We start from the raw sequence: 18,451 nt of genomic DNA, 5'->3' as shown, positions 1-18,451 counted from the left end.
GTCACAAATCGGCGACAGATCGGCGCTGTTGGGCGTGGCGTGCCGACCGGCCCGCGCTCCGGCCCGGGCAGCGGCGGGTCGTTCGCCGACGTCCGACCCGGTGCGCTCCGGTCGCGGCGGCGGCCGGCGGCGGTCCTTCCGGGCAGCTCCGGGGTCAGCCGTCGCGCTTCCTGCGCCGCAGTCCGAACACCGCGCCCGCCACCGCGAGCAGGAAGACCACCCCGAGCGTCTGGTCCCCGGCGCCGGCCGAGGACGAGGAGGGGCCGGCGGCGGCGCCCTCCGAGGGCGGGGCCGCCGCCTCGCCGGACGGCGGCGCGGACGGGGCCGGCGTGGCGCTCGGCTGCGGCCCGACCGCGTCGGGCAGCTGGTCGCCGGCCAGCGGGGAGCGCCAGACCGGGCTGTCCTTGCCCTCGCTGCCGTAGAGCAGCGCCCGGCCGTCGGCGCTGAAGGTGACCGACTCGCCCTGGCGCTGGAACGGCGTGCTGAGCGACTCGCCGCCGCTCGGCGCGCCGTCCTTCCAGCGGTAGAGGGTGGCCGAGAAGTAGCCGCGCAGCACCAGCCGGGTGCCGTCCGGCGAGAAGGCGCCGTCGGTGGTCCACGGGGCGTCGGCGATCCGGCGGAAGGTGTTGACGCCGGTCGCGGAGAGCTGCTCCGGGCCCTGGTAGAGGCCGCCGCCGCCCTGCTTCTTGCTCGCGATGTAGGCGCGGCCGGTCACCGGGTGGACCATCAGCGCCTCGGCGTCGCGCGGGCCGTCCTCGTAGCGGACCTTGTAGCGGGTCACCTGGACGCTCTGGTCGCGGAGTTCGGCGGGCTCGGCGAAGGCGTAGATCCAGACCTCGGGCCACTTGCCGCCGAGGTTGTCGCCGATGTCGCCCACGTAGAGCCGGCCGTCCGGACCGAGCGAGACCGCCTCGACGTCGCGCGGCTCGGTCCCGCGCAGGGTGACGGTGGCCACGGTGCGGCCCCGGGAGTCGACGGCGTAGACGTACGGGCCGTCGTCGCTGTCGTTGTGGGTCCAGTAGACCCCGGGGTGCCGCAGGCTGGCCGCGAGGCCGCTGGACTCGGTGATCCGCGGGTCGCCGATGGTGAAGGCCTCGCCGCCCCCGTCCGCCGCGCGGGCCGGCGGGGCGCCGAGCGTGGCGGTGGCGCAGGCCGCGGCGGTCGCGCAGGCCGCGGCCAGCAGTGCGGCGGGGAGCCTCGTCGTTCGCATCCTCAGCACCGGTCGATCCTCCCACGAACACGGCGGCGGGACCCGGGCCACCCTTTTTCGTCACCTTGACGAGAATCGATCGAGCCCAATATCGTCATTCCGACGAAAAGGAGTCACCGATGGCCGACATCACCAAGCGCTTCGGGCTGCGCCACCTGCGCGCCCTGCCCACCGCCCACATCCGCCACGTCCGGGGCGGGCGGCTCGTCCACGACGGCACCGGCCTCGCCTTCTGGTTCCGCCCGCTCACCGCCGTGCTCTCCGAGGTCCCGGTCGACGACCGCGAGCTGGCCATGCTGTTCCACGCCCGCACCGCCGACTTCCAGGACGTCACCGTCCAGGGCACCCTCACCTACCGGATCACCGACCCGGCCACCGCCGCCGCCCGCGTGGACTTCGGCATCGACCCCGACACCGGCGCCTGGCGCTCCGCCCCGCTCGACCAGCTCGCCACCCTGCTCACCGAGACCGCCCAGCAGCACGCGCTCGGCCTGCTCGCCCGCACCCCGCTCGCCACCGCGCTGGCCGACGGCATCAGCGCGGTGCGCGAACGGATGGCCGCCGGACTCGCCGCCGAGCCCCGGCTGGCCGAGACCGGGCTCGCCGTCATCGCCGTCCGGGTGGTCGCGCTGCGCCCCGAACCGGAGGTGGAGCGCGCGCTGCGCACCCCCGCCCGCGAGCTGGTCCAGCAGGAGGCCGACCGGGCCACCTTCGAACGGCGCGCCGTCGCCGTCGAGCACGAGCGCGGCATCGCCGAGAACGAGCTCGCCAACCGGATCGAACTCGCCCGGCGGCAGGAACAGCTGATCACCCAGCAGGGGGCCAACGGCCGGCTCCAGGCCGAGGACGAGGCGGTCGCCGACCGGATCCGCACCGACGCCGAGGCGCAGCGCCGCACCCGGCTCGCCGGCGCCGAGGCCGACGCGGCCCGCGCGCTCGGCGAGGCCAGGGCCGCCGCCGAGGCGGCCTGGCTGGCCGCCCACCAGCAGGCCGACCCGGCCGTGCTGCGGGCGCTCGCGCTGATGCGGCTGGCCGAGCACCTGCCGCGGATCGACAGCCTCACCCTCACCCCGGACGTGCTCACCGGGCTGCTCGCCAAGCTGGGCGCGGCGGGCACGGGCGTCGGCGAGGGCGCCGCGGGCGCGGGCAAGGGAGACGGGCGGTGACGCTCGCGCCCCGGGCGGTCCTGGTCCACCGCCGCACCGAGTACCAGGAGCTGCTCGCCCACCACGGCACGCCCGGGCAGGCCGCGTACTTCCTGAGCAGCCGGGGCCGGTCGGTCGAGGAGATCGAGCGGCGCCACGAGCGGCAGGGCCGGGCGCTCGCCCTGGCGGCCGGCGCCGTGCCGCTGGACTGGCGGCGCACCCGGGTCGAGCGCGCCGACCTGCCGCGGTTCCTCTTCGAGCCGGAGGACGTGGTGGTCGTGGTCGGCCAGGACGGGCTGGTCGCCAACGTCGCCAAGTACCTGGCCGGGCAGCCGGTGATCGGCGTGGACGCGGAGCCCGGCCGCAATCCGGGCGTCCTGGTCCGGCACCGGGCCCAGGACCTGGCGCGGCTGCTGCCGGCCGCCGTCGGCCCGGGCGCCGAGCGGCGCGCCGAGGAGCGGACCATGGTGGAGGCGGTCGCCGACGACACCCAGCGGCTGCTCGCGCTCAACGAGGTGTACGTCGGCCAGCCCGGCCACCAGACGGCCCGCTACCGGCTGGCCGTCGAGGAGGGTCCTTCCGGCGCCGCGGACGAGGGCGAGCCGCAGGCCTCGTCCGGCGTGCTGGTGGGCACCGGGACGGGCGGCACCGGCTGGTGCCGCTCCGTCTGGCTGGAGCGCGGCGGCCCGCTCGCCCTGCCGGAGCCGGCCGCCCCGGCGCTCGCCTGGTTCGTCCGCGAGGCCTGGCCCTCCCCCGCCACCGGCACCGGCCGGGTGCACGGCCTGCTCGACGCGGGCCGGCGGCTGGTCCTGACGGTCGAGTCGGACCGGCTGGTCGCCTTCGGCGACGGCGTCGAGGCCGACGCGCTGGAGCTGGCCAGGGGCCAGACCGTTCGGGTGGGCGTCGCCGCCACCCGGCTGCGGCTGCTGGGGTGAGGTCCGGAGGGCGCGGGGCGTCCGTTCAGGCGGTCCCGGCCAGGTCGGCGGCCGCGGCGGCGGTGTCCGGATGGTCCGGGCCGAGCACCCGGGTGCGGCCCGCCACGACCGAGGCCAGGAGTTCACCGGCCTGCGCCGACCGTCCCAGGGAGCGGAGCGCCAGCGCCAGGTGGTGCCGGGTGCGCAGGGTGTCCGGGTGGTCGGGCCCGAGGACGCGCTCGCGGATGTCCAGCACCGCGCGGTGCTCGGACTCCGCCTCGGCCGGCCGTCCCATCTCGCGCAGCGCGACGGCGTGGTTGTCCCGGCTGAACAGGGTGAAGGCGTCCTCCGGGCCCCGGACCTCGGTCAGCAGCGCCAGCACGGCGCGGTGCTCGGCCTCCGCCTCCTCGACGCGGCCCAGGTCGCGCAGGACGTTGGCGAGGTTGTCGCGGACGATCAGGGTGTCGGGGTGGGCGGCTCCGAGCGTCGCGGTGCGGGCGGCGGCCACCGCCCGGTGCTCGGCCAGCGCCTCGGCGGGCCGGCCGAGCCGCCGCAGGGCGCGCGCGGCGTTGTTGCGGCTGTTCAGCGCGTCCGGTCCCGGTGCGGCGGCGGCCCGCCGCCAGCCCGTGACGGCCAGCTCGTAGCGCCCCTGGGCGTACGCGGTGGCGGCGGCCCGCTCGGCGTCGGCGGGGTCGGCCCCGGTCACGATCAGCCGCACCACGGGTTCCGGGACGAGCGCGGTCGGCCCGGCGGCACGCTGGGCGACGTCCAGCAGGTAGTCGAACACCCCGACCCGGTCCCCGGACCGCTGGAGCAGCGCGGTGGTCGCCCGGCGCGGCCGCGTCGCCCACTCCCAGGCCTCCTCCGGCGGTTCCGGGCGCAGCCGCTCGCCGCCGTGCCGCTCCAGGTAGTACGCGTGGGCGGCCTCGACGAGTGCGCGGGGCATCGAGGCCGCGTGCCCCGCCCGCCGGATGTCCACCGCCGCCGTCACCAGCGCCGCCGCCCGGGGGTGCCCGGGAGCGTGCGCGCTGGTGTTCGGGCTCCAGGCGTCCTGCCAGAGCCGCAGCAGGTCGGGACCGGCCGCCAGGTACTCGGCGAGGCCGTAGCCGCCGCCCAGGGTGAGCGCGCTCTCGATCCTGGGGTCCCAGGCGCGCAGCCGGGCCCGGTCGCTCTCGGCGGTGCTGAACAGCCGTGACAGGTAGACCCGGTGGGCCTGCCGGATCACCTCCGCGGCGTGCTTGGGGGCGCCCCGGTCCTCGTCCTCACCGGTCAGCAGGGCCTCCTCGGCGGTGCGCAGGGTGGCCAGGACGACGCGGTGGTGGCCGTCCTCGCCCAGCAGCCGCCCGAGGTCCTCGCGCCGCAGCCCGCCGGCGCCCAGATAGCCTTCGAGGTCGTTCAGCCACAGGACGCAGCGGCGCTCGCGGGCGGCCAGCGCGACCAGCGCGGGCAGGGCCTCGCGGTCCTTGGGCACGAGCAGCAGGTGGTCGCCGAGCGTGGCGCGCATCGCCTCCCACGCCGAGCGGGACTTGCCGGCCGTCGAGTCCCCCACCAGCAGGACGAAGCCGCCTCGGGCCAGTGCCTCGCGCAGCTCGCCGTCGGCGTCCCGGGGCACGTAGGCGGGGACCCGGTCGGCCGCGCCCTCCTCGGACGGGACGGCGGCCGCCGGGTGGACGCCGAGCAGGACCGGGTCGGCCACCTCCCGGACCCGGAGCAGCGAGCCGTCGGCGCGGGCCAGGGCGCCGTTCAGGACCCGGGCACGGTCGTCGTCGGCCTGCTTGTAGGCCTGCTTGGCGCGCTCCTGCCACAGCGCCAGCACCGCCACGGTGCCCGCGGCCGCGGCGCTCACCGCCGAGACGGGCCAGGGGCTGGTGATCCGGAACGCGAGCATCACCCCCGGCGCCGCCGTCAGCGCGCCGAGGCCCGCCACGATCACCATCAGCCGCCCGTGCCGCCGCTCCCGCATGCCTCCTGTTCTGCGCGGCGCCGGCCAAAACTCCCCGGCGCCGAACCTCCCCGGGCCCGGACCGTGGTAACGGTCCGGGCCCGGGGAGGAGGGCGGGTCAGGCCTCGTCCGCCGGCTCCTCCGCGTGCCGGACCACGACCACCGGGCAGTGCGCGTGCTGGATCATCGCCTGGCTGGTGGAGCCCAGCAGCATGCCCGCGAAGCCGCCGCGGCCGCGGGCGCCGACCACCAGCAGCTGCGCCTCCCGGCTCGCCTCCAGCAGCGCCGGGCGGGTGTGCGCCTCGACGATCTCGGAGCGCAGCTCGACGTCCGGGTACTTCTCCCGCCAGCCGGCCAGCGCCTCGGCGAGCACCCGTTCCTCCTGGTCGGGCCAGCTGGTGCTCGGGTGGGCGATGTGCAGGGCGGTCAGCGGGGCGCGGCGCGCGGAGGCCTCGGCGAAGGCGAAGCCGAGCGCCTCGGCGCCCACCCCGCCGCCGTCCACCGCCACCAGCACGGGGCCCTCCGGGTCCGGCCGGCCGCGGACGATCAGCACCGGGCAGGCGGCGTGCGCGGCCAGGTGCACGGCCACCGAGCCGATCAGCAGGGCGCCGAACCGGCCGAGGCCCCGGCTGCCGACCACCACCAGGGAGGCCTGCCCCGAGTGGCGGGCCAGCACGGTCAGCGGCTCGCCGGTGACCAGCTCGGTCTCGATCTCCAGCCGCGGGTCGAGCGCCTCGGCGCGGGCCCGGGCGTCCCGCAGGACGTCCTCCGCCTGGTGGCGCAGGCCGCCCTGGGGCGGGCCGTCCTTCGCCGGACCGAGCGGGACGTTCATCAGCGGCCAGATGAACGCGTGCACGATCCGCAGGCCGGTGCCGCGCAGCCGCGCCTCGCGGGCCGCGACGTCCACGGCGGCCAGGCTCGCCTCCGAGCCGTCGACTCCCACCAGCACCTGGTCACGCATCGCCGGCCTCCTGCTTGCCGTCCTGGCTCTCGTACGCGACGACGGCGACCGGGCAGGGCACGTGGTGCAGGACGGCGTGCGCGACGGCGCCCAGGTGCGCGCCGATCGGCGAGCGGCGGACCCGCCGGCCGATCACCACCAGCTCCGCGCCCGCCGCGCGGGCCGCGAGCGCCTTGGCCGGGCGGGCGTTCACGGCCTCCTCGACCACGGTCACCCCCGGGTGCTTCTCCCGCCAGGGCTTCACCACCCGGGCCAGCTCGCCCTTGGCGTAGACGAGCATCTCGCCGGTCACGTCGACGCTGGCGGCGATGCCCGCGTACTGGTACGTCGCCGGCAGCGTCCAGGAGTACACGGCCCGCACCGGCAGGCCGCGCCGCTCCGCCACCTCGAAGGCGTGGGCGAGCACCGCGTCGGCACCGTCGAACGGGTCGACGCCGACCACCACCTCGCGGGCGCCGGCCGCGTCCTCCTCCTCGCCGCGGCGCACCAGCACCACCGGGCAGTCCGTCTTCGTCAGCACCCGCTGGCTCACCGACCCGACCAGGAACCCGGTCACCGCGCCAAACCCGCGCGAGCCCAGCACCAGCAGCTCGGCCGTCGCACCGTCCGGTTCCTGCTCCCCGTTCACCTCGTCGACCAGCGCCCGCACCGGCTCGGTCGGCACCTGCACGGCCTGGACGGTCAGCTCGGGCCACCGCTCCTTCACCCGCAGCTCGGCGTCCCGCAGGGTGACGTCGGCCTGCCGCCGCGCCAGGTCCACCGTCCCGAGCACGGACAACGGCGTCACCACCGTCGGCCACGCCAGCACGACCTTCAGCGGCATCTCCCGCCGGGCCGCCTCCTCCGCCGCCCAGTCCAGCGCGGCAAGGCTCTCGGGCGAACCATCGACACCGACGACGACGGACCTTGGCATGACGACCTCCGACAGTTGCGAACGTGACGCGGCCGAACAGGGGGGAGGCCCGGCCGCACCCACCACCCTTCCCGCTCCCGACCAGCACACCCAGGGTCCAAGGTCCCCGCAACCCGACCGACGGTCCCGCCACTCCCCCGGCTCCACCGGCCCCGGGATCCACGGGCCGGTCCCGCCCCGCGCGACCGTGCGCGAACAGGTGCCCGGGCGGGGTGTCAGGGGAGGGTGAGGACGCGGGGGCCGGAGGCGGTGATGGCGACGGTGTGTTCGATGTGGGCGGCTCGGGTGGCGTCGGTGGTGCGGAGGGTCCAGCCGTCGGGGTCGGTGGTGTGGGTGTCGGTGCCGCCGGCGATGAGCATGGGTTCGATGGCCAGGACCAGGCCGGGCTTGAGGGGGAAGCCCCGGCCGGGACGGCCCTCGTTGGGGAGGTGGGGGTCCTCGTGCATGCGGCGGCCGATGCCGTGGCCGCCGAAGCCTTCGAGCAGGCCGTAGCGGGCGGTGCGGGCGACGGTGCCGATGGCGTGGGCGATGTCGCCGGTGCGGTGGCCGGCCACGGCCGCCGCGATGCCCGCCTCCAGGGCGCGGCGGGTGGTGTCGATGAGGTGGAGGTCCTCGGGGCGGGGTGTGCCGACGGTGAAGCTGACGGCGGCGTCGCCCGCCCAGCCGTCGAGGACGGCGCCGCAGTCGATGCTCACCAGGTCGCCGTCACGCAGCCGGTAGCCGTCGGGGATGCCGTGCACCACCGCGTCGTTGACGGAGGCGCAGATCACCGCCGGGAACGGCACCGGGGCGAACGAGGGGCGGTAGCCGAGGAACGGTGAGGTCGCCCCCGCCCGGCGCAGTACCCCGCGGGCCACCTCGTCCAGTTCCAGCAGGCTCACCCCGACGCCGGCCGCCCGCTCCACCTCCGCGAGCGCGGTGGCGACCACCCGCCCCGCCTCCCGCATCGCGGCCAGCGCCGCCTCCGACTTGAGCTCCACCATGAGGTCCTCCGACCAGCCGTCTCCAATTCTTATACCGGTATTTGTATCACGGTCGAGGCCGTGTCGAGCCACGCCCGAAGCGCCGTGGCCTACCATCGGGGCATGGTGAGGACTCCGCTGACCCCCGGGGAACGCGAGCGCGGCGAGCGCTTCGGCGTACTGCTGCGCGAGGCGCGGGGCGGGCGCAGCATGGTCGAGGTGGCGGCGGCGGCCGGGGTGTCGGCCGAGACGCTGCGCAAGATCGAGACCGGCCGGGCGCCGACGCCCTCGTTCTTCACCGTCGCCGCGCTGGCGTTCGCGCTCGGGCTCTCGCTGGACGAACTCGCCGCCGCCTGCGCGCCGCCGGCCGAGGACGAGGCACTGTCGGCCTGATCCCCCGGACGGCCGGCGGCACGGTGGGGCGGCGGCGGCTCAGGCGGTGATGCCGCCGTCGAGGACGAGGTCGGCGCCGACGGTGAAGGCCGACTCCTCGGAGGCGAGGTGGAGGACGGCGGCGGCCACCTCCTCGACGGCGCCGGCTCGGCCGGCCGGGACGCCGCCCTTCATCCGGTCCGCCTTGTCGGCGGCGCTCTCGCCGGGCTGCGAGGACATGGTGGTGTCGATCGGGCCGGGGCTGACCAGGTTGATCCGCACCCCCTCGGCGATGTGGTCGCGGGCGGCGGCGCGGGTCAGGGTGGCGACGGCGGCCTTGGAGACCGCGTAGGCGCCGAGGTTCTCGACCCGCAGGTGGGTGCCGAGGTTCGAGGAGATGTTGACGATCGCCCCGCCGCCATGGGCGCGCAGGTGGGCGATCTGGTGCTTCATGGCGTGCCGGGTGCCGTTGAGGTTGATGTCGATCACCCGCTGCCACTCCTCGTCGGCCACGTCGGCGGTCCGGCCGATGCCGCCGAGGACACCGGCGTTGTTGACGGCGACATCGAGGCCGCCGAGCTGCTCGACGGTCTCGCGGACCAGGCGGGCGGCGTCGGCGGCGTCGGAGACCGAGCCGGTGAGGGCGACGGCGGTGCCGCCCTCCTGCCGCACCAGGGCGACGGTCTCGGCGAGGGCGCTCGCGGTGCGGCCGGCGACGGCGACGCGGGCGCCCTCACGGGCGAAGGCGAGGGCCACGGCTCGGCCGATGCCACTACCACCACCGGTGACCAGGACGGACTTGCCGGCGAAGCGGGTGGTGCTGCGGGTCATGCGTGCACTCCTCGATCGGGGGTTTAAATTGACCGTTCGGTTCAGAATTGAGAGAGAAAAAGCCGCCCACGGCCCCGGGCGCGGAGCAGCCGGGCGGAAGGGGGGCGGGAGCCGGGTCAGTCCAGCAGCGCGAGGGCCTGGTCGGCGGCGTCGCGCAGGCGCGCCGAGCCGTCGCCGGCCTTGCCGATCACCCGCATGCCCTGGAACAGCACCAGCAGCATCCGGGCGATCGCCTGCGGGTCGCGGTCCTCGGGCAGTTCGCCCTGGGCCCGCGCCCGCACCAGCGCCGCCGTCAGGACGGTCTCCAGGTGGAGCAGGTTGGCCTCCACCCGGCGGGCGGCGTCCGGGTCGTGCGGAGCCAGCTCCACCGCCGTGTTGGTGACGAAACAGCCGCGCCGGGGGCCCTCCTCGCCGTCCTCGGCGGACTCGCCGGCGAAGCGGCGGACCAGGGCGCGGACGGCCGGCAGGACCGGGCCGGGCTGCGACAGTTCGGCGAGCAGGACGGGTTGCCGCTGCTGCCCGTAGCGCTCCAGCGCGCGCAGGTACAGCTCCCGCTTGCTGCCGAAGGTGGCGTAGACGCTGGCGCGGGCGATCCCGAGGTGCTCGACCAGGTCGGCCATCGAGGTGGCCTCGTAGCCGCGCCGCCAGAACAGCTCCAGAGCCGACTGGAGCACCGCGTCGGGGTCGAATTCCTTGGTTCGCGCCATGCCTGAAAGGTAGTCCTTTCCAGATCGATCAGTCAAGAAAGAAAAGCGAGGGGCCGGCCCGCCCTCGCACGGGGGCGGGCCGGCCCGGGCGGCTCAGCCGCCGGCCAGGTGGCGTTCCACCGAGGCGACCTTGCGGGTGAGGCCGTCGGTGACCCCGGCCCGGTCGTCGATCTTGATGACGGTGCTGACCCGGTTGCTGTAGGCCTTGACCGCCTCGATCGCCTCCCGGATCACCGGCATCACCTCGTCCCACTCCCCCTCGACGCTGGTGAACATCGCGTCGGTGCGGTTGGGCAGCCCGCTCGCGCGGACCACCTTGACGGCGGCCGCGACCGCCTCCCCGACGTCCTCGCCGACCCCGAGCGGGGTGACCGAAAAGGCTGCGATCACGGCTGCTTCTCCTCCCAGTGCGGCCCGGCGCGGCCCGGTTTGCCGCAGGACCACCGGGCCACCAGGCTAGCGAGTCGTTCAGACCACGGTCGGCAGCGGCGGGTCGACCGCCAGCGGGGCGGAGCTGCGGGCGCGGTGCTGCGCCGCCCAGGCGGTGAGCGCGACCGTGCAGGCGTGGTCGAGGTGGCGCAGCCCGGACCAGTCGAGTTCGACCGGGCGGTCCGCCGGGAGGCGTTCGAGGGTGTCCAGCAGCCGGGGCAGCCGCAGGAAGGTGGCGTTTCCGGTCAGCCGGACGCGAAGCACGGCCTCCTGCCCGCCGGGGGCTGAGGGCGGCTCCTCCAGGCTGATCTGCAGGTGGGAGGTCTGCCAGGCGGACTTGGCCACGGCCAGGCCGATGCCGATCAGCACCCCCTCGAACAGGTCGGTGGCGATCACCGAGACGGTGGTGACGGCGAGCACCGCCGCCTCCCCCCGGTGGTCGCGGCAGAGCCCGGCGATCCGCCGCACGGGGACGAGCTTGGCACCCGCGTGGACCAGGACGGCGGCCAGCGCGGTGACCGGCACCAGGCCGAGCGCGCCCGGCAGCAGGGCGGTGAACAGCAGCAGCCAGCCGCCGTGCAGGATCCGGGAGGCCTTGGTACGGGCGCCGGCCTGGACGTTGGTCGCGCTGCGGACGATCACGGCCGTCATCGGCAGCGCGCCGAGCAGCCCGCAGAGGGCGTTGCCGACGCCCTGGGCGGTGAGTTCGCGGTCGTAGTGGGTGCGCGGGCCGTGGTGCATCCGGTCGACGGCGGCCGCGCTGAACAGGGTCTCGGCGGAGGCGATCAGGGTGAAGGCGAGGACGGTGCCGACGCCGGCGGTGGTGGCCAGCGCGCCGAGCGCGGCATGGTCGGGCAACTGGACGACGTCGAGCAGGCCGGCCACCTCGATCCGCGCCACCGGCAGGTCCGCGAGCGCGGTGACGGCGGCCGCCAGGCCGACGGCGCCGAGCGGGCCGGGCAGCGCGCGGGCCAGCCGGGACGGCAGGTACTTCCAGGCGATCAGCACCAGTAGGGTGGCGGTGCCGAGCGCCACCGCGCTGGGACTGGCCGCCCCGGTGACGGCGTCGCGCAGCAGCGCGGGCAGGCCGGCGAGCTTCTCCGGACCGGTCCCGGGGGCGCGGCGGTCGGCGAGCGCGTACAGCTGCCCGAGCACCAGGGTCAGACCGATGCCGGCCAGCATGCCGTGCACCACGGAGGCCGACATGGCGCGGAACCAGCGGCCCAGCCGCAGGGCGCCCATGGCGAGCTGGAGCAGGCCGGTGAGCAGCACCAGGACGCCCAGGGCGCCCGCGCCGTACTCCTGGACGGCCTCGTGGACGAGGACGGTCAGGCCGGCGGCCGGGCCGCTGACCTGCAGGCTGCTGCCGGGCAGGGCGCCGACCACCAGGCCGCCGACGATGCCGGTGACCAGGCCGAGTTCGGCGGGCACGCCGGAGGCGACGGCGACGCCGACGCAGAGCGGGAGGGCGACCAGGAAGACCACCAGGGAGGCGGGCAGGTCGTGGCGCCAGGGCACGGCGCGCAGGACGGCGGCCGGGCTGCGGCGGCGCGGCAGGCGGCGGGGACGGGCATGACCGGGCGGGGCGCTGCGGCGCGGGGCGGCGGGCGGGCTCTTGCGCCCGCCGGGCAGGCGGTTCACCGGCGCACCACCGTCGGGGCGGCGGGAGCGGCGGACACGACGGCGAAGGCGGAAGCGGCGAAGGCGGAAGCGGCGGACACGGAAGCGGCGGGGCAGGCGGGCAGGGCACGGCGTCGAGGCATCGGGAGGTTCCTTCCGCGCACCGGCACGGCGGCGCGCCGCGGGCGGCGCATCGCTGCGGGTGCGTTGCTGCGGGTGCGTTGCTGCTGATGGCTGCAGTGCTGCTGGTGACTGCGGTGCTGCGGTGGCGGCTGGGACGCGCGGGACGGGCCGGCGCAGGCGGGCGTGCTGCACGGGACCCGACGACCGGAGCTCCCCTGCTCTCCGGACGGTCCCGAACCCCCTTGCCGTGACCCCCTGTTGAACATGGCAACCATGACGGGTCCGGCGTGCCACCGACGGTACCCAGCCGCCCGGGACCGGCCAACCTCGCACACCATTCCTTCACGTGGATGGCACATCAACGACACTTCAGACCCGGAATCCCGGCCTCGGACGGGTACGCACGTTCGCCCTTCGAGCGGGCGGACGACCGGCGGCGCCCGCCCGCCGTCCTCGCCGCTCCGCCGGGACGGCCCCCGCCGCCCCCGCGCGCCCGGGCGTTCCGTCCGCAGGCGGTGCGGGTACGTACCGAGGACCGCCCGCGCGCGACCTCCGCGCGCGGGCCTTCCTGCCCGGGAGGCCCCACCGTGTCCTTCGCGATGACCCGCGCCGAGTGCGAGCACTTCCTGGCCGGCGTGCACGTCGGCGTCCTGTCCGTCGCCGGCCGGGAGCCCGGCGAGGCCCCGCTCACCGTGCCGATCTGGTACGCCTACCGGCCCGGCGGACTGATCACCGTGCTGACGGGACGGGACTCCGTCAAGGCGCACCGGATCCGGGAGGCCGGCCGGTTCACACTCTGCGCCCAGCAGGAGGAGCCGCCCTGCCGGTACGTGAGCGTGGCCGGGCCGGTGGTGGCGATCGAGGACCGGGTCGACCCGGACGAACGCTCCGCGCTGGCCCACCGCTACCTGCCGCCCGCCACCGCCGCCGCCTACCTGGTGGCCACCGCCGAGCAGCTGACGGCGGACGTCACCGTGCGGATGCGGCCCGAGCGCTGGCTCAGCGCCGACTTCGCCGCCGTCACCGAGCGGATCGCCGTCCTGGAGCGCTCCGGCCCGGCGTGATCCGCCCGGCGCGCACCGCCACCGCCCCCGCACGCCGGCCACCGGCGCGCCCCCACCGGCCCGCACGCGCCGGAACACCCGCCGACCGGACGCGGTTGACCGGGTGGGCCGGCCGGGCGGGATACCGTACCGGCGCGGGCCCGCCCGCCGACGCGGCCCCGACCACGACCGACGACCTCCTCCGAAGGGGACCCCACCGTGAGCCTGTACGACATCCCGCTGCGCACGCTGTCCGGCGAGGCCGCCTCGCTGGCCGACTACAAGGGCAAGGCGCTGCTGATCGTCAACGTCGCCTCCAAGTGCGGCCTCACCCCGCAGTACGCCGGCCTGGAGCGACTCCAGGAGCGGTACGCCGGGCGCGGCTTCACCGTGCTGGGCTTCCCGTCGAACCAGTTCGCCGGCCAGGAGCCGGGCAGTGCCGAGGAGATCCGGACCTTCTGCTCCACCACCTACGGCGTGACCTTCCCGCTGTTCGAGAAGACCGACGTGAACGGCGAGGACCGGCACCCGCTGTACGCGCGGCTGACCGAGACCGCCGACGCCGAGGGTCAGGCCGGGGACGTCTCCTGGAACTTCGAGAAGTTCGTCCTCGGCCCGGACGGCACCGTGACCGCCCGGATCCGGCCGCGCACCGAGCCCGAGTCGGACGAGGTGATCGCCGCGATCGAGGCCGTGCTGCCCGCCTGAGCACGTCCGTGAACCGGGGGCCCGGGGCGCGCCGACGCGTCCCGGGCCCCGCCGTGTCCCGCGAAGGGCGCCCACGGCCGCAGAAGGGGCCCCTACAGCAGCAGCCTGGTCCCCAGCGGCAGCTCGCCGTCCCGGGCGGCGTCGTGCAGGTGGGCCAGCAGGGTCTCGCGGAGCGCCGCGGCCGCGCGGGTCGGCGGCACCTCGTGGCCGTGCGCGACGGCGATGGTGCGGCCCAGGCCCTCGCCCGCGAAGGGGGTCACCGCGAGGCCCGAGCGGTGGGCGACCATGCCGGGCAGCACGGCCGGCCCCAGCCCGGCCCGGACGAAGCCGAGCACCGCGTCCATCTCGCCGCCCTCCACCGCGAACTCCGGCTCGAAGCCGGCGGCCCGGCAGGCCGCCAGGGTCGCCTCGCGCAGGTCGTAGCCCTCCCGGAACATCACCAGCGGCCACCCCCGCAGCTCCGCCACCCGCACCCGGCGCCGCCGCCCGGGCGCGTCGCGGGAGACCAGCACCAGCGCCTCGTGCAGCAGCTCGGTGAGCGCCAGGGCGGGCTGCGCCTCGCCGCTCGGCGGGGTGATGATCAGCGCGAGGTCCAGCTCCCCCTCCGCGAGGCTGCGCACCAGGTCGCGCGAGCCGCCCTCACGCACCACCAGCGCCACGCCCGGGTAGCGGTCCCGGAAGACCCGCAGCACGTCCGGCACCAGGCTGGTGCACAGGCTCGGCGGCGCGCCGAGCCGCACCCGGCCGCGGCGCAGCTGGACGGTCTCCTGGACGGCGAGGCGGGCGCTCTCGGTGTCGGCGAGGATGCGCCGGGCGAGCGGCAGCAGTGCGTCCCCGGCGTCGGTGAGGGCGATGTTGCCGCGCGTGCGGTGGAACAGCTCGGCGCCCAACTCCCGCTCCAGGGAGCGGATCTGCTGCGAGAGGGACGGCTGGGCGACGTGTGCCGCCTCGGCCGCGCGGGTGAAGTGGCGGGTCTCGGCGACGGCCACGAAGTAACGGAGTTGCTGGAGCTGCACAGCTCCCAGCATAGGCGCAGGCTATCGTCACAAGCCGCGGCATGTCTTGGACGCACCGTCGCCCGCTCCCTACCGTTGTCGCCATGACAACCGCGACTCGGACGGCCCGGCACCCGTCCACCCTGGTGACGCTGTGGCGGTCGACCGTCGGCAAGAAGGCGGTCATGGCCGTCAGCGGACTGGTCATGCTGCTGTACCTGGTCGCCCACATGCTCGGCAACCTCAAGGTCTTCTTCGGGCCGGACGACATCAACGGCTACGCCGCCTGGCTGCGCACCCTCGGCCAGCCCTTCCTCGGGCACGAGTGGTTCCTGTGGATCGCCCGGGTGGGCCTGCTGGCCGCGGTGCTGCTGCACGGCGTCGCCGCGTACCAGCTGAGCCGGCGCGACCTCGCCGCCCGGCCGGCCAGGTACGCGCACCAGCGGCGGCGGGCGAGCTACGCGACCCGGACGATGCGCTGGGGCGGGGTGATCCTGGCGCTGTTCATCGTCTGGCACATCCTGGACCTGACCACGCTGACCGTGAACCCCAACGCCGAGCACGGCAGGCCGTACCAGAACATCGTGGCCTCCTTCGGGACCTGGTACTCCTGCGTGATCTACGTCGTCGCGATGCTCGCCGTCGGCCTGCACATCCGGCACGGCTTCTGGAGCGCGGCGCAGACCCTCGGCGCCAACAACGCCCGCCGGGACCGCGCGTTGAAGCTCACCGCCAACGGCCTGGCGCTGGTGCTGACCGCGGGCTTCCTGTCCGTCCCCGTGGCCGTGATGACCGGAGTGGTGAGTTGAGCGCGTACCCGCAGTACACCGTCGGCGATCCGATCGCCGACACCCGGGCCCCCGAGGGGCCGATCGAGCAGCGCTGGGACCAGCGCCGGTTCGAGGCCAAGCTGGTGAACCCGGCCAACCGGCGCAAGCACACGGTGATCGTGGTCGGCACCGGCCTGGCGGGCGGCGCGGCGGGCGCCACGCTCGCCGAACAGGGCTACCACGTCGTGCAGTTCTGCTTCCAGGACTCCCCGCGGCGGGCCCACTCGATCGCCGCCCAGGGCGGCATCAACGCGGCCAAGAACTACCGCAACGACGGCGACTCGATCCGCCGGCTGTTCTACGACACGGTCAAGGGCGGCGACTTCCGCGCCCGCGAGTCCAACGTGCACCGCCTGGCGCAGGTGTCGGTGGAGATCATCGACCAGTGCGTGGCCCAGGGCGTGCCGTTCGCCCGCGAGTACGGCGGCCTGCTCGACACCCGCTCCTTCGGCGGCGTGCAGGTCTCCCGGACGTTCTACGCCCGCGGCCAGACCGGCCAGCAGCTGCTGCTCGGCGCCTACCAGGCGCTCTCCCGGCAGATCGCCGCCGGGAACGTGGAGATGCACGCCCGCACCGAGATGCTGGACCTGCTGGTGGTCGACGGCCGGGCGCGCGGCATCGTCGCCCGCGACCTGGTCACCGGCGAGATCACCAGCTACACCGCGGACGCCGTGGTGCTGGCCTCCGGCGGCTACGGCAACGTCTTCTACCTCTCCACCAACGCCAAGAACTCCAACGCCACGGCGATCTGGCGGGCACACCGGCGCGGCGCGTACTTCGCCAACCCGTGCTTCACCCAGATCCACCCGACCTGCATCCCGCGCTCCGGCGAGCACCAGTCCAAGCTCACCCTGATGAGCGAGTCGCTGCGCAACGACGGCCGGATCTGGGTGCCCAGGGCCAAGGGCGACACCCGGCCGCCGGCCGAGATCCCCGAGGAGGAGCGGGACTACTACCTGGAGCGGATCTACCCGGCCTTCGGCAACCTGGTGCCGCGCGACATCGCCTCCCGGGCCGCCAAGAACGTCTGCGACGAGGGCCGCGGCGTCGGCCCAGGCGGGCAGGGCGTCTACCTGGACTTCGCCGACGCGATCCGCCGGATGGGGCGCGACGCGGTGGAGGCCAAGTACGGCAACCTGTTCGAGATGTACGAGCGGATCACCGCCGAGGACCCCTACCGGGTGCCGATGCGGATCTACCCGGCGATCCACTACACGATGGGCGGGCTCTGGGTCGACTACGACCTGCAGACGACCGTTCCCGGCCTGTTCGCGATCGGCGAGGCGAACTTCTCCGACCACGGCGCCAACCGGCTCGGCGCGAGCGCGCTGATGCAGGGCCTGGCGGACGGCTACTTCGTGCTGCCGCCGGTGCTCAACGACTACCTGGCCCGCGAGAAGCTGCCCGCCGTCCCGGCCGACCACGAGGAGATCGCCTCGGTGGAGGCCGAGGTCGCCGACCGTCTCAACCTCATCCTCGCGGTGGACGGCGACCGCACCCCGGACTCCTTCCACCGCGAGCTCGGCGAGCTGCTCTGGGACGAGTGCGGGATGGCCCGCGACGAGGCCGGGCTGCGCCGCGCGCTGGAGCGGATCCCGGTGCTGCGGGAGGAGTTCTGGCGCCGGATCAAGGTGCCCGGCACCGGCCAGGAGCTCAACCAGGCGCTGGAGAAGGCCAACCGGCTGGTCGACTACTTCGAGCTGGCCGAGCTGATGTGCCTGGACGCGCTGCACCGCGCCGAGTCCTGCGGCGGCCACTTCCGCACCGAGAGCCAGACGCCCGAAGGCGAGGCCGCCCGGCGCGACGAGGAGTTCTCCTACGCCGCCGCCTGGGAGTTCACCGCCACCGGGCAGGCGCCCGTGCTGCACCGCGAGCACCTCGACTTCGAGCACGTCCACCCCACCCAGCGGAGCTACGCGTGAACCTCACCCTTCGGATCTGGCGCCAGGCGGGCCCCGACACGCCCGGCTCGATGACCACCTACGAGGTCAGCGGGATCAGTCCGGACATGTCCTTTCTGGAGATGCTGGACACCCTCAACGAGGAGCTGATCACCCGGGGCGACACGCCCGTCGCCTTCGACCACGACTGCCGCGAGGGCATCTGCGGCGCCTGCGGCATGGTCATCAACGGCCAGGCGCACGGCCCCGAGCGGACCACCACCTGCCAGCTGCACATGCGGCACTTCCGGGACGGCGACACCATCGACGTCGAGCCGTGGCGGGCGGCGGCCTTCCCGGTGGTCAAGGACCTCGTGGTGGACCGCTCCGCCTTCGACCGGATCATCGGCGCCGGCGGCTACATCACCGCCCCGACCGGCAGCGCGCCCGAGGCGCACGCCACGCCCGTCCCCAAGGAGACCGCCGACACCGCCTTCGAGCACGCCGAGTGCATCGGCTGCGGGGCGTGCGTGGCGGCCTGCCCCAACGGGTCCGCGATGCTCTTCACCTCCGCCAAGGTGGTCCACCTCAACGTGCTGCCGCAGGGCGCGCCGGAGCGGAAGTCCCGGGTGCGGGAGATGGTGACCGCGATGGACGCCGAGGGCTTCGGCGGCTGCACCAACACCGGCGAGTGCGCGACGGCCTGCCCCAAGGGCATCCCGCTGCCCAGCATCGCGGCGATGAACCGTGAGTTCCTGCGCAGTTCCCTGGGCTGAGCCCCGGGGCGGCCCGCCACCCGGGGATCGCCGTCGACGTGCTGCCGCAGCGCTGGTGGGAGCGGGACGCGCCGCTGCGCGAGGGCCGGG

The 18,451-nt window shown here is 75.4% G+C and carries 19 protein-coding genes; 8 read left to right on the top strand and 11 right to left on the bottom strand.

The window, feature by feature from the left end:
- Positions 1-154: 154 nt before the first annotated feature.
- Complete coding sequence (locus ABT093_RS34020; protein ID WP_350570932.1) at positions 155-1,210, bottom strand: hypothetical protein; 1,056 nt, start codon at positions 1,208-1,210, stop codon at positions 155-157.
- Positions 1,211-1,329: 119 nt separating this feature from the next.
- Between ABT093_RS34020 and ABT093_RS34015 the strand changes: the two genes are divergently transcribed.
- Together ABT093_RS34015 and ABT093_RS34010 are read left to right on the top strand one after the other, a co-directional pair.
- Complete coding sequence (locus tag ABT093_RS34015; RefSeq protein ID WP_350570931.1) at positions 1,330-2,376, top strand: SPFH domain-containing protein; 1,047 nt, start codon at positions 1,330-1,332, stop codon at positions 2,374-2,376.
- The gene (locus ABT093_RS34010) at positions 2,373-3,290 is read left to right on the top strand and encodes a hypothetical protein (protein WP_350570930.1); all 918 of its coding nucleotides are present in this window, start codon (positions 2,373-2,375) and stop codon (positions 3,288-3,290) included. The genes ABT093_RS34015 and ABT093_RS34010 overlap by 4 nt, the downstream gene beginning before the upstream one ends.
- A 25-nt stretch (positions 3,291-3,315) precedes the next feature.
- Here the strand turns inward: ABT093_RS34010 and ABT093_RS34005 are convergent, their stop codons facing one another.
- The 4 genes from ABT093_RS34005 to map all read right to left on the bottom strand — a co-directional run bounded on the left by ABT093_RS34005 (position 3,316) and on the right by map (position 8,068).
- Positions 3,316-5,232: a tetratricopeptide repeat protein gene (locus tag ABT093_RS34005; RefSeq protein ID WP_350570929.1), complete on the bottom strand. Its 1,917-nt coding sequence runs from the start codon at positions 5,230-5,232 to the stop codon at positions 3,316-3,318.
- Positions 5,233-5,329: 97 nt separating this feature from the next.
- Positions 5,330-6,172, bottom strand: a complete 843-nt coding sequence (locus tag ABT093_RS34000; RefSeq protein ID WP_350570927.1) for a universal stress protein — start codon at positions 6,170-6,172, stop codon at positions 5,330-5,332.
- A complete protein-coding gene (locus tag ABT093_RS33995; RefSeq protein WP_350570926.1) occupies positions 6,165-7,085 on the bottom strand; it encodes a universal stress protein in 921 nt (306 codons plus the stop codon). The genes ABT093_RS34000 and ABT093_RS33995 overlap by 8 nt, the downstream gene beginning before the upstream one ends.
- Positions 7,086-7,300: 215 nt before the next feature.
- Complete coding sequence (map, locus tag ABT093_RS33990) at positions 7,301-8,068, bottom strand: type I methionyl aminopeptidase (protein ID WP_350570924.1); 768 nt, start codon at positions 8,066-8,068, stop codon at positions 7,301-7,303.
- Positions 8,069-8,170: 102 nt separating this feature from the next.
- Between map and ABT093_RS33985 the strand changes: the two genes are divergently transcribed.
- Entirely contained in the window at positions 8,171-8,440 is a 270-nt protein-coding gene (locus tag ABT093_RS33985) for a helix-turn-helix domain-containing protein (RefSeq protein WP_350570923.1), read from the top strand.
- A 39-nt stretch (positions 8,441-8,479) separates the two neighbouring features.
- On the opposite strand, the gene ABT093_RS33980 is transcribed toward ABT093_RS33985, so the two are convergent.
- The 5 genes from ABT093_RS33980 to ABT093_RS33960 all read right to left on the bottom strand — a co-directional run bounded on the left by ABT093_RS33980 (position 8,480) and on the right by ABT093_RS33960 (position 12,149).
- Complete coding sequence (locus tag ABT093_RS33980) at positions 8,480-9,250, bottom strand: SDR family NAD(P)-dependent oxidoreductase (RefSeq protein ID WP_350570922.1); 771 nt, start codon at positions 9,248-9,250, stop codon at positions 8,480-8,482.
- Positions 9,251-9,366: 116 nt separating this feature from the next.
- Entirely contained in the window at positions 9,367-9,957 is a 591-nt protein-coding gene (locus tag ABT093_RS33975) for a TetR/AcrR family transcriptional regulator (RefSeq protein WP_350570921.1), read from the bottom strand.
- Between the two features lie 93 nt (positions 9,958-10,050).
- Positions 10,051-10,347: an MTH1187 family thiamine-binding protein gene (locus ABT093_RS33970; RefSeq protein ID WP_350570919.1), complete on the bottom strand. Its 297-nt coding sequence runs from the start codon at positions 10,345-10,347 to the stop codon at positions 10,051-10,053.
- A 78-nt stretch (positions 10,348-10,425) separates the two neighbouring features.
- The gene (locus ABT093_RS33965; protein ID WP_502884379.1) at positions 10,426-11,943 is read right to left on the bottom strand and encodes a SulP family inorganic anion transporter; all 1,518 of its coding nucleotides are present in this window, start codon (positions 11,941-11,943) and stop codon (positions 10,426-10,428) included.
- 80 nt (positions 11,944-12,023) lie between these two features.
- On the bottom strand, positions 12,024-12,149 hold the full coding sequence (locus tag ABT093_RS33960) for a hypothetical protein (protein ID WP_350570917.1): 126 nt from the start codon (positions 12,147-12,149) through the stop codon (positions 12,024-12,026).
- 567 nt (positions 12,150-12,716) lie between these two features.
- Here ABT093_RS33960 and ABT093_RS33955 point away from each other — a divergent pair.
- Together ABT093_RS33955 and ABT093_RS33950 are read left to right on the top strand one after the other, a co-directional pair.
- Complete coding sequence (locus ABT093_RS33955; RefSeq protein WP_350570915.1) at positions 12,717-13,193, top strand: pyridoxamine 5'-phosphate oxidase family protein; 477 nt, start codon at positions 12,717-12,719, stop codon at positions 13,191-13,193.
- Positions 13,194-13,391: 198 nt separating this feature from the next.
- Complete coding sequence (locus ABT093_RS33950) at positions 13,392-13,880, top strand: glutathione peroxidase (RefSeq protein WP_350570913.1); 489 nt, start codon at positions 13,392-13,394, stop codon at positions 13,878-13,880.
- Between the two features lie 92 nt (positions 13,881-13,972).
- Here the strand turns inward: ABT093_RS33950 and ABT093_RS33945 are convergent, their stop codons facing one another.
- A complete protein-coding gene (locus ABT093_RS33945; protein ID WP_350570962.1) occupies positions 13,973-14,896 on the bottom strand; it encodes a LysR family transcriptional regulator in 924 nt (307 codons plus the stop codon).
- 83 nt (positions 14,897-14,979) lie between these two features.
- On the opposite strand from ABT093_RS33945, the gene ABT093_RS33940 reads away from it, so the two are divergent.
- Genes ABT093_RS33940 through ABT093_RS33930 form a run of 3 tightly spaced genes read left to right on the top strand, consistent with a single transcriptional unit; the run spans position 14,980 to position 18,361 of the window.
- Complete coding sequence (locus tag ABT093_RS33940; protein WP_350570912.1) at positions 14,980-15,684, top strand: succinate dehydrogenase cytochrome b subunit; 705 nt, start codon at positions 14,980-14,982, stop codon at positions 15,682-15,684.
- The gene (locus ABT093_RS33935) at positions 15,681-17,627 is read left to right on the top strand and encodes a fumarate reductase/succinate dehydrogenase flavoprotein subunit (RefSeq protein WP_350570910.1); all 1,947 of its coding nucleotides are present in this window, start codon (positions 15,681-15,683) and stop codon (positions 17,625-17,627) included. Before ABT093_RS33940 ends, ABT093_RS33935 begins: the two co-directional genes overlap by 4 nt.
- Entirely contained in the window at positions 17,624-18,361 is a 738-nt protein-coding gene (locus ABT093_RS33930) for a succinate dehydrogenase/fumarate reductase iron-sulfur subunit (RefSeq protein ID WP_350570909.1), read from the top strand. The genes ABT093_RS33935 and ABT093_RS33930 overlap by 4 nt, the downstream gene beginning before the upstream one ends.
- Positions 18,362-18,451 lie beyond the last annotated feature (90 nt).

This window comes from Kitasatospora sp. NPDC002551, from assembly GCF_040296005.1.
Lineage (GTDB): Bacteria > Actinomycetota > Actinomycetes > Streptomycetales > Streptomycetaceae > Kitasatospora.
Note: the sequence above shows the minus strand (reverse complement) of the source record. Positions and strands in the feature narration are given on the sequence as shown.

What these genes read in the sequence shown, in the direction of transcription:
- map (WP_350570924.1), bottom strand. Translation starts at nt 8,068, where the DNA reads ATGGTGGAGCTCAAGTCGGAGGCGGCGCTGGCCGCGATGCGGGAGGCG.
- ABT093_RS33975 (WP_350570921.1), bottom strand. Translation starts at nt 9,957, where the DNA reads ATGGCGCGAACCAAGGAATTCGACCCCGACGCGGTGCTCCAGTCGGCT.
- ABT093_RS33985 (WP_350570923.1), top strand. Translation starts at nt 8,171, where the DNA reads ATGGTGAGGACTCCGCTGACCCCCGGGGAACGCGAGCGCGGCGAGCGC.
- ABT093_RS33940 (WP_350570912.1), top strand. Translation starts at nt 14,980, where the DNA reads ATGACAACCGCGACTCGGACGGCCCGGCACCCGTCCACCCTGGTGACG.
- ABT093_RS34020 (WP_350570932.1), bottom strand. Translation starts at nt 1,210, where the DNA reads ATGCGAACGACGAGGCTCCCCGCCGCACTGCTGGCCGCGGCCTGCGCG.
- ABT093_RS34005 (WP_350570929.1), bottom strand. Translation starts at nt 5,232, where the DNA reads ATGCGGGAGCGGCGGCACGGGCGGCTGATGGTGATCGTGGCGGGCCTC.
- ABT093_RS33980 (WP_350570922.1), bottom strand. Translation starts at nt 9,250, where the DNA reads ATGACCCGCAGCACCACCCGCTTCGCCGGCAAGTCCGTCCTGGTCACC.
- ABT093_RS34000 (WP_350570927.1), bottom strand. Translation starts at nt 6,172, where the DNA reads ATGCGTGACCAGGTGCTGGTGGGAGTCGACGGCTCGGAGGCGAGCCTG.
- ABT093_RS33960 (WP_350570917.1), bottom strand. Translation starts at nt 12,149, where the DNA reads ATGCCTCGACGCCGTGCCCTGCCCGCCTGCCCCGCCGCTTCCGTGTCC.
- ABT093_RS33995 (WP_350570926.1), bottom strand. Translation starts at nt 7,085, where the DNA reads ATGCCAAGGTCCGTCGTCGTCGGTGTCGATGGTTCGCCCGAGAGCCTT.
- ABT093_RS34015 (WP_350570931.1), top strand. Translation starts at nt 1,330, where the DNA reads ATGGCCGACATCACCAAGCGCTTCGGGCTGCGCCACCTGCGCGCCCTG.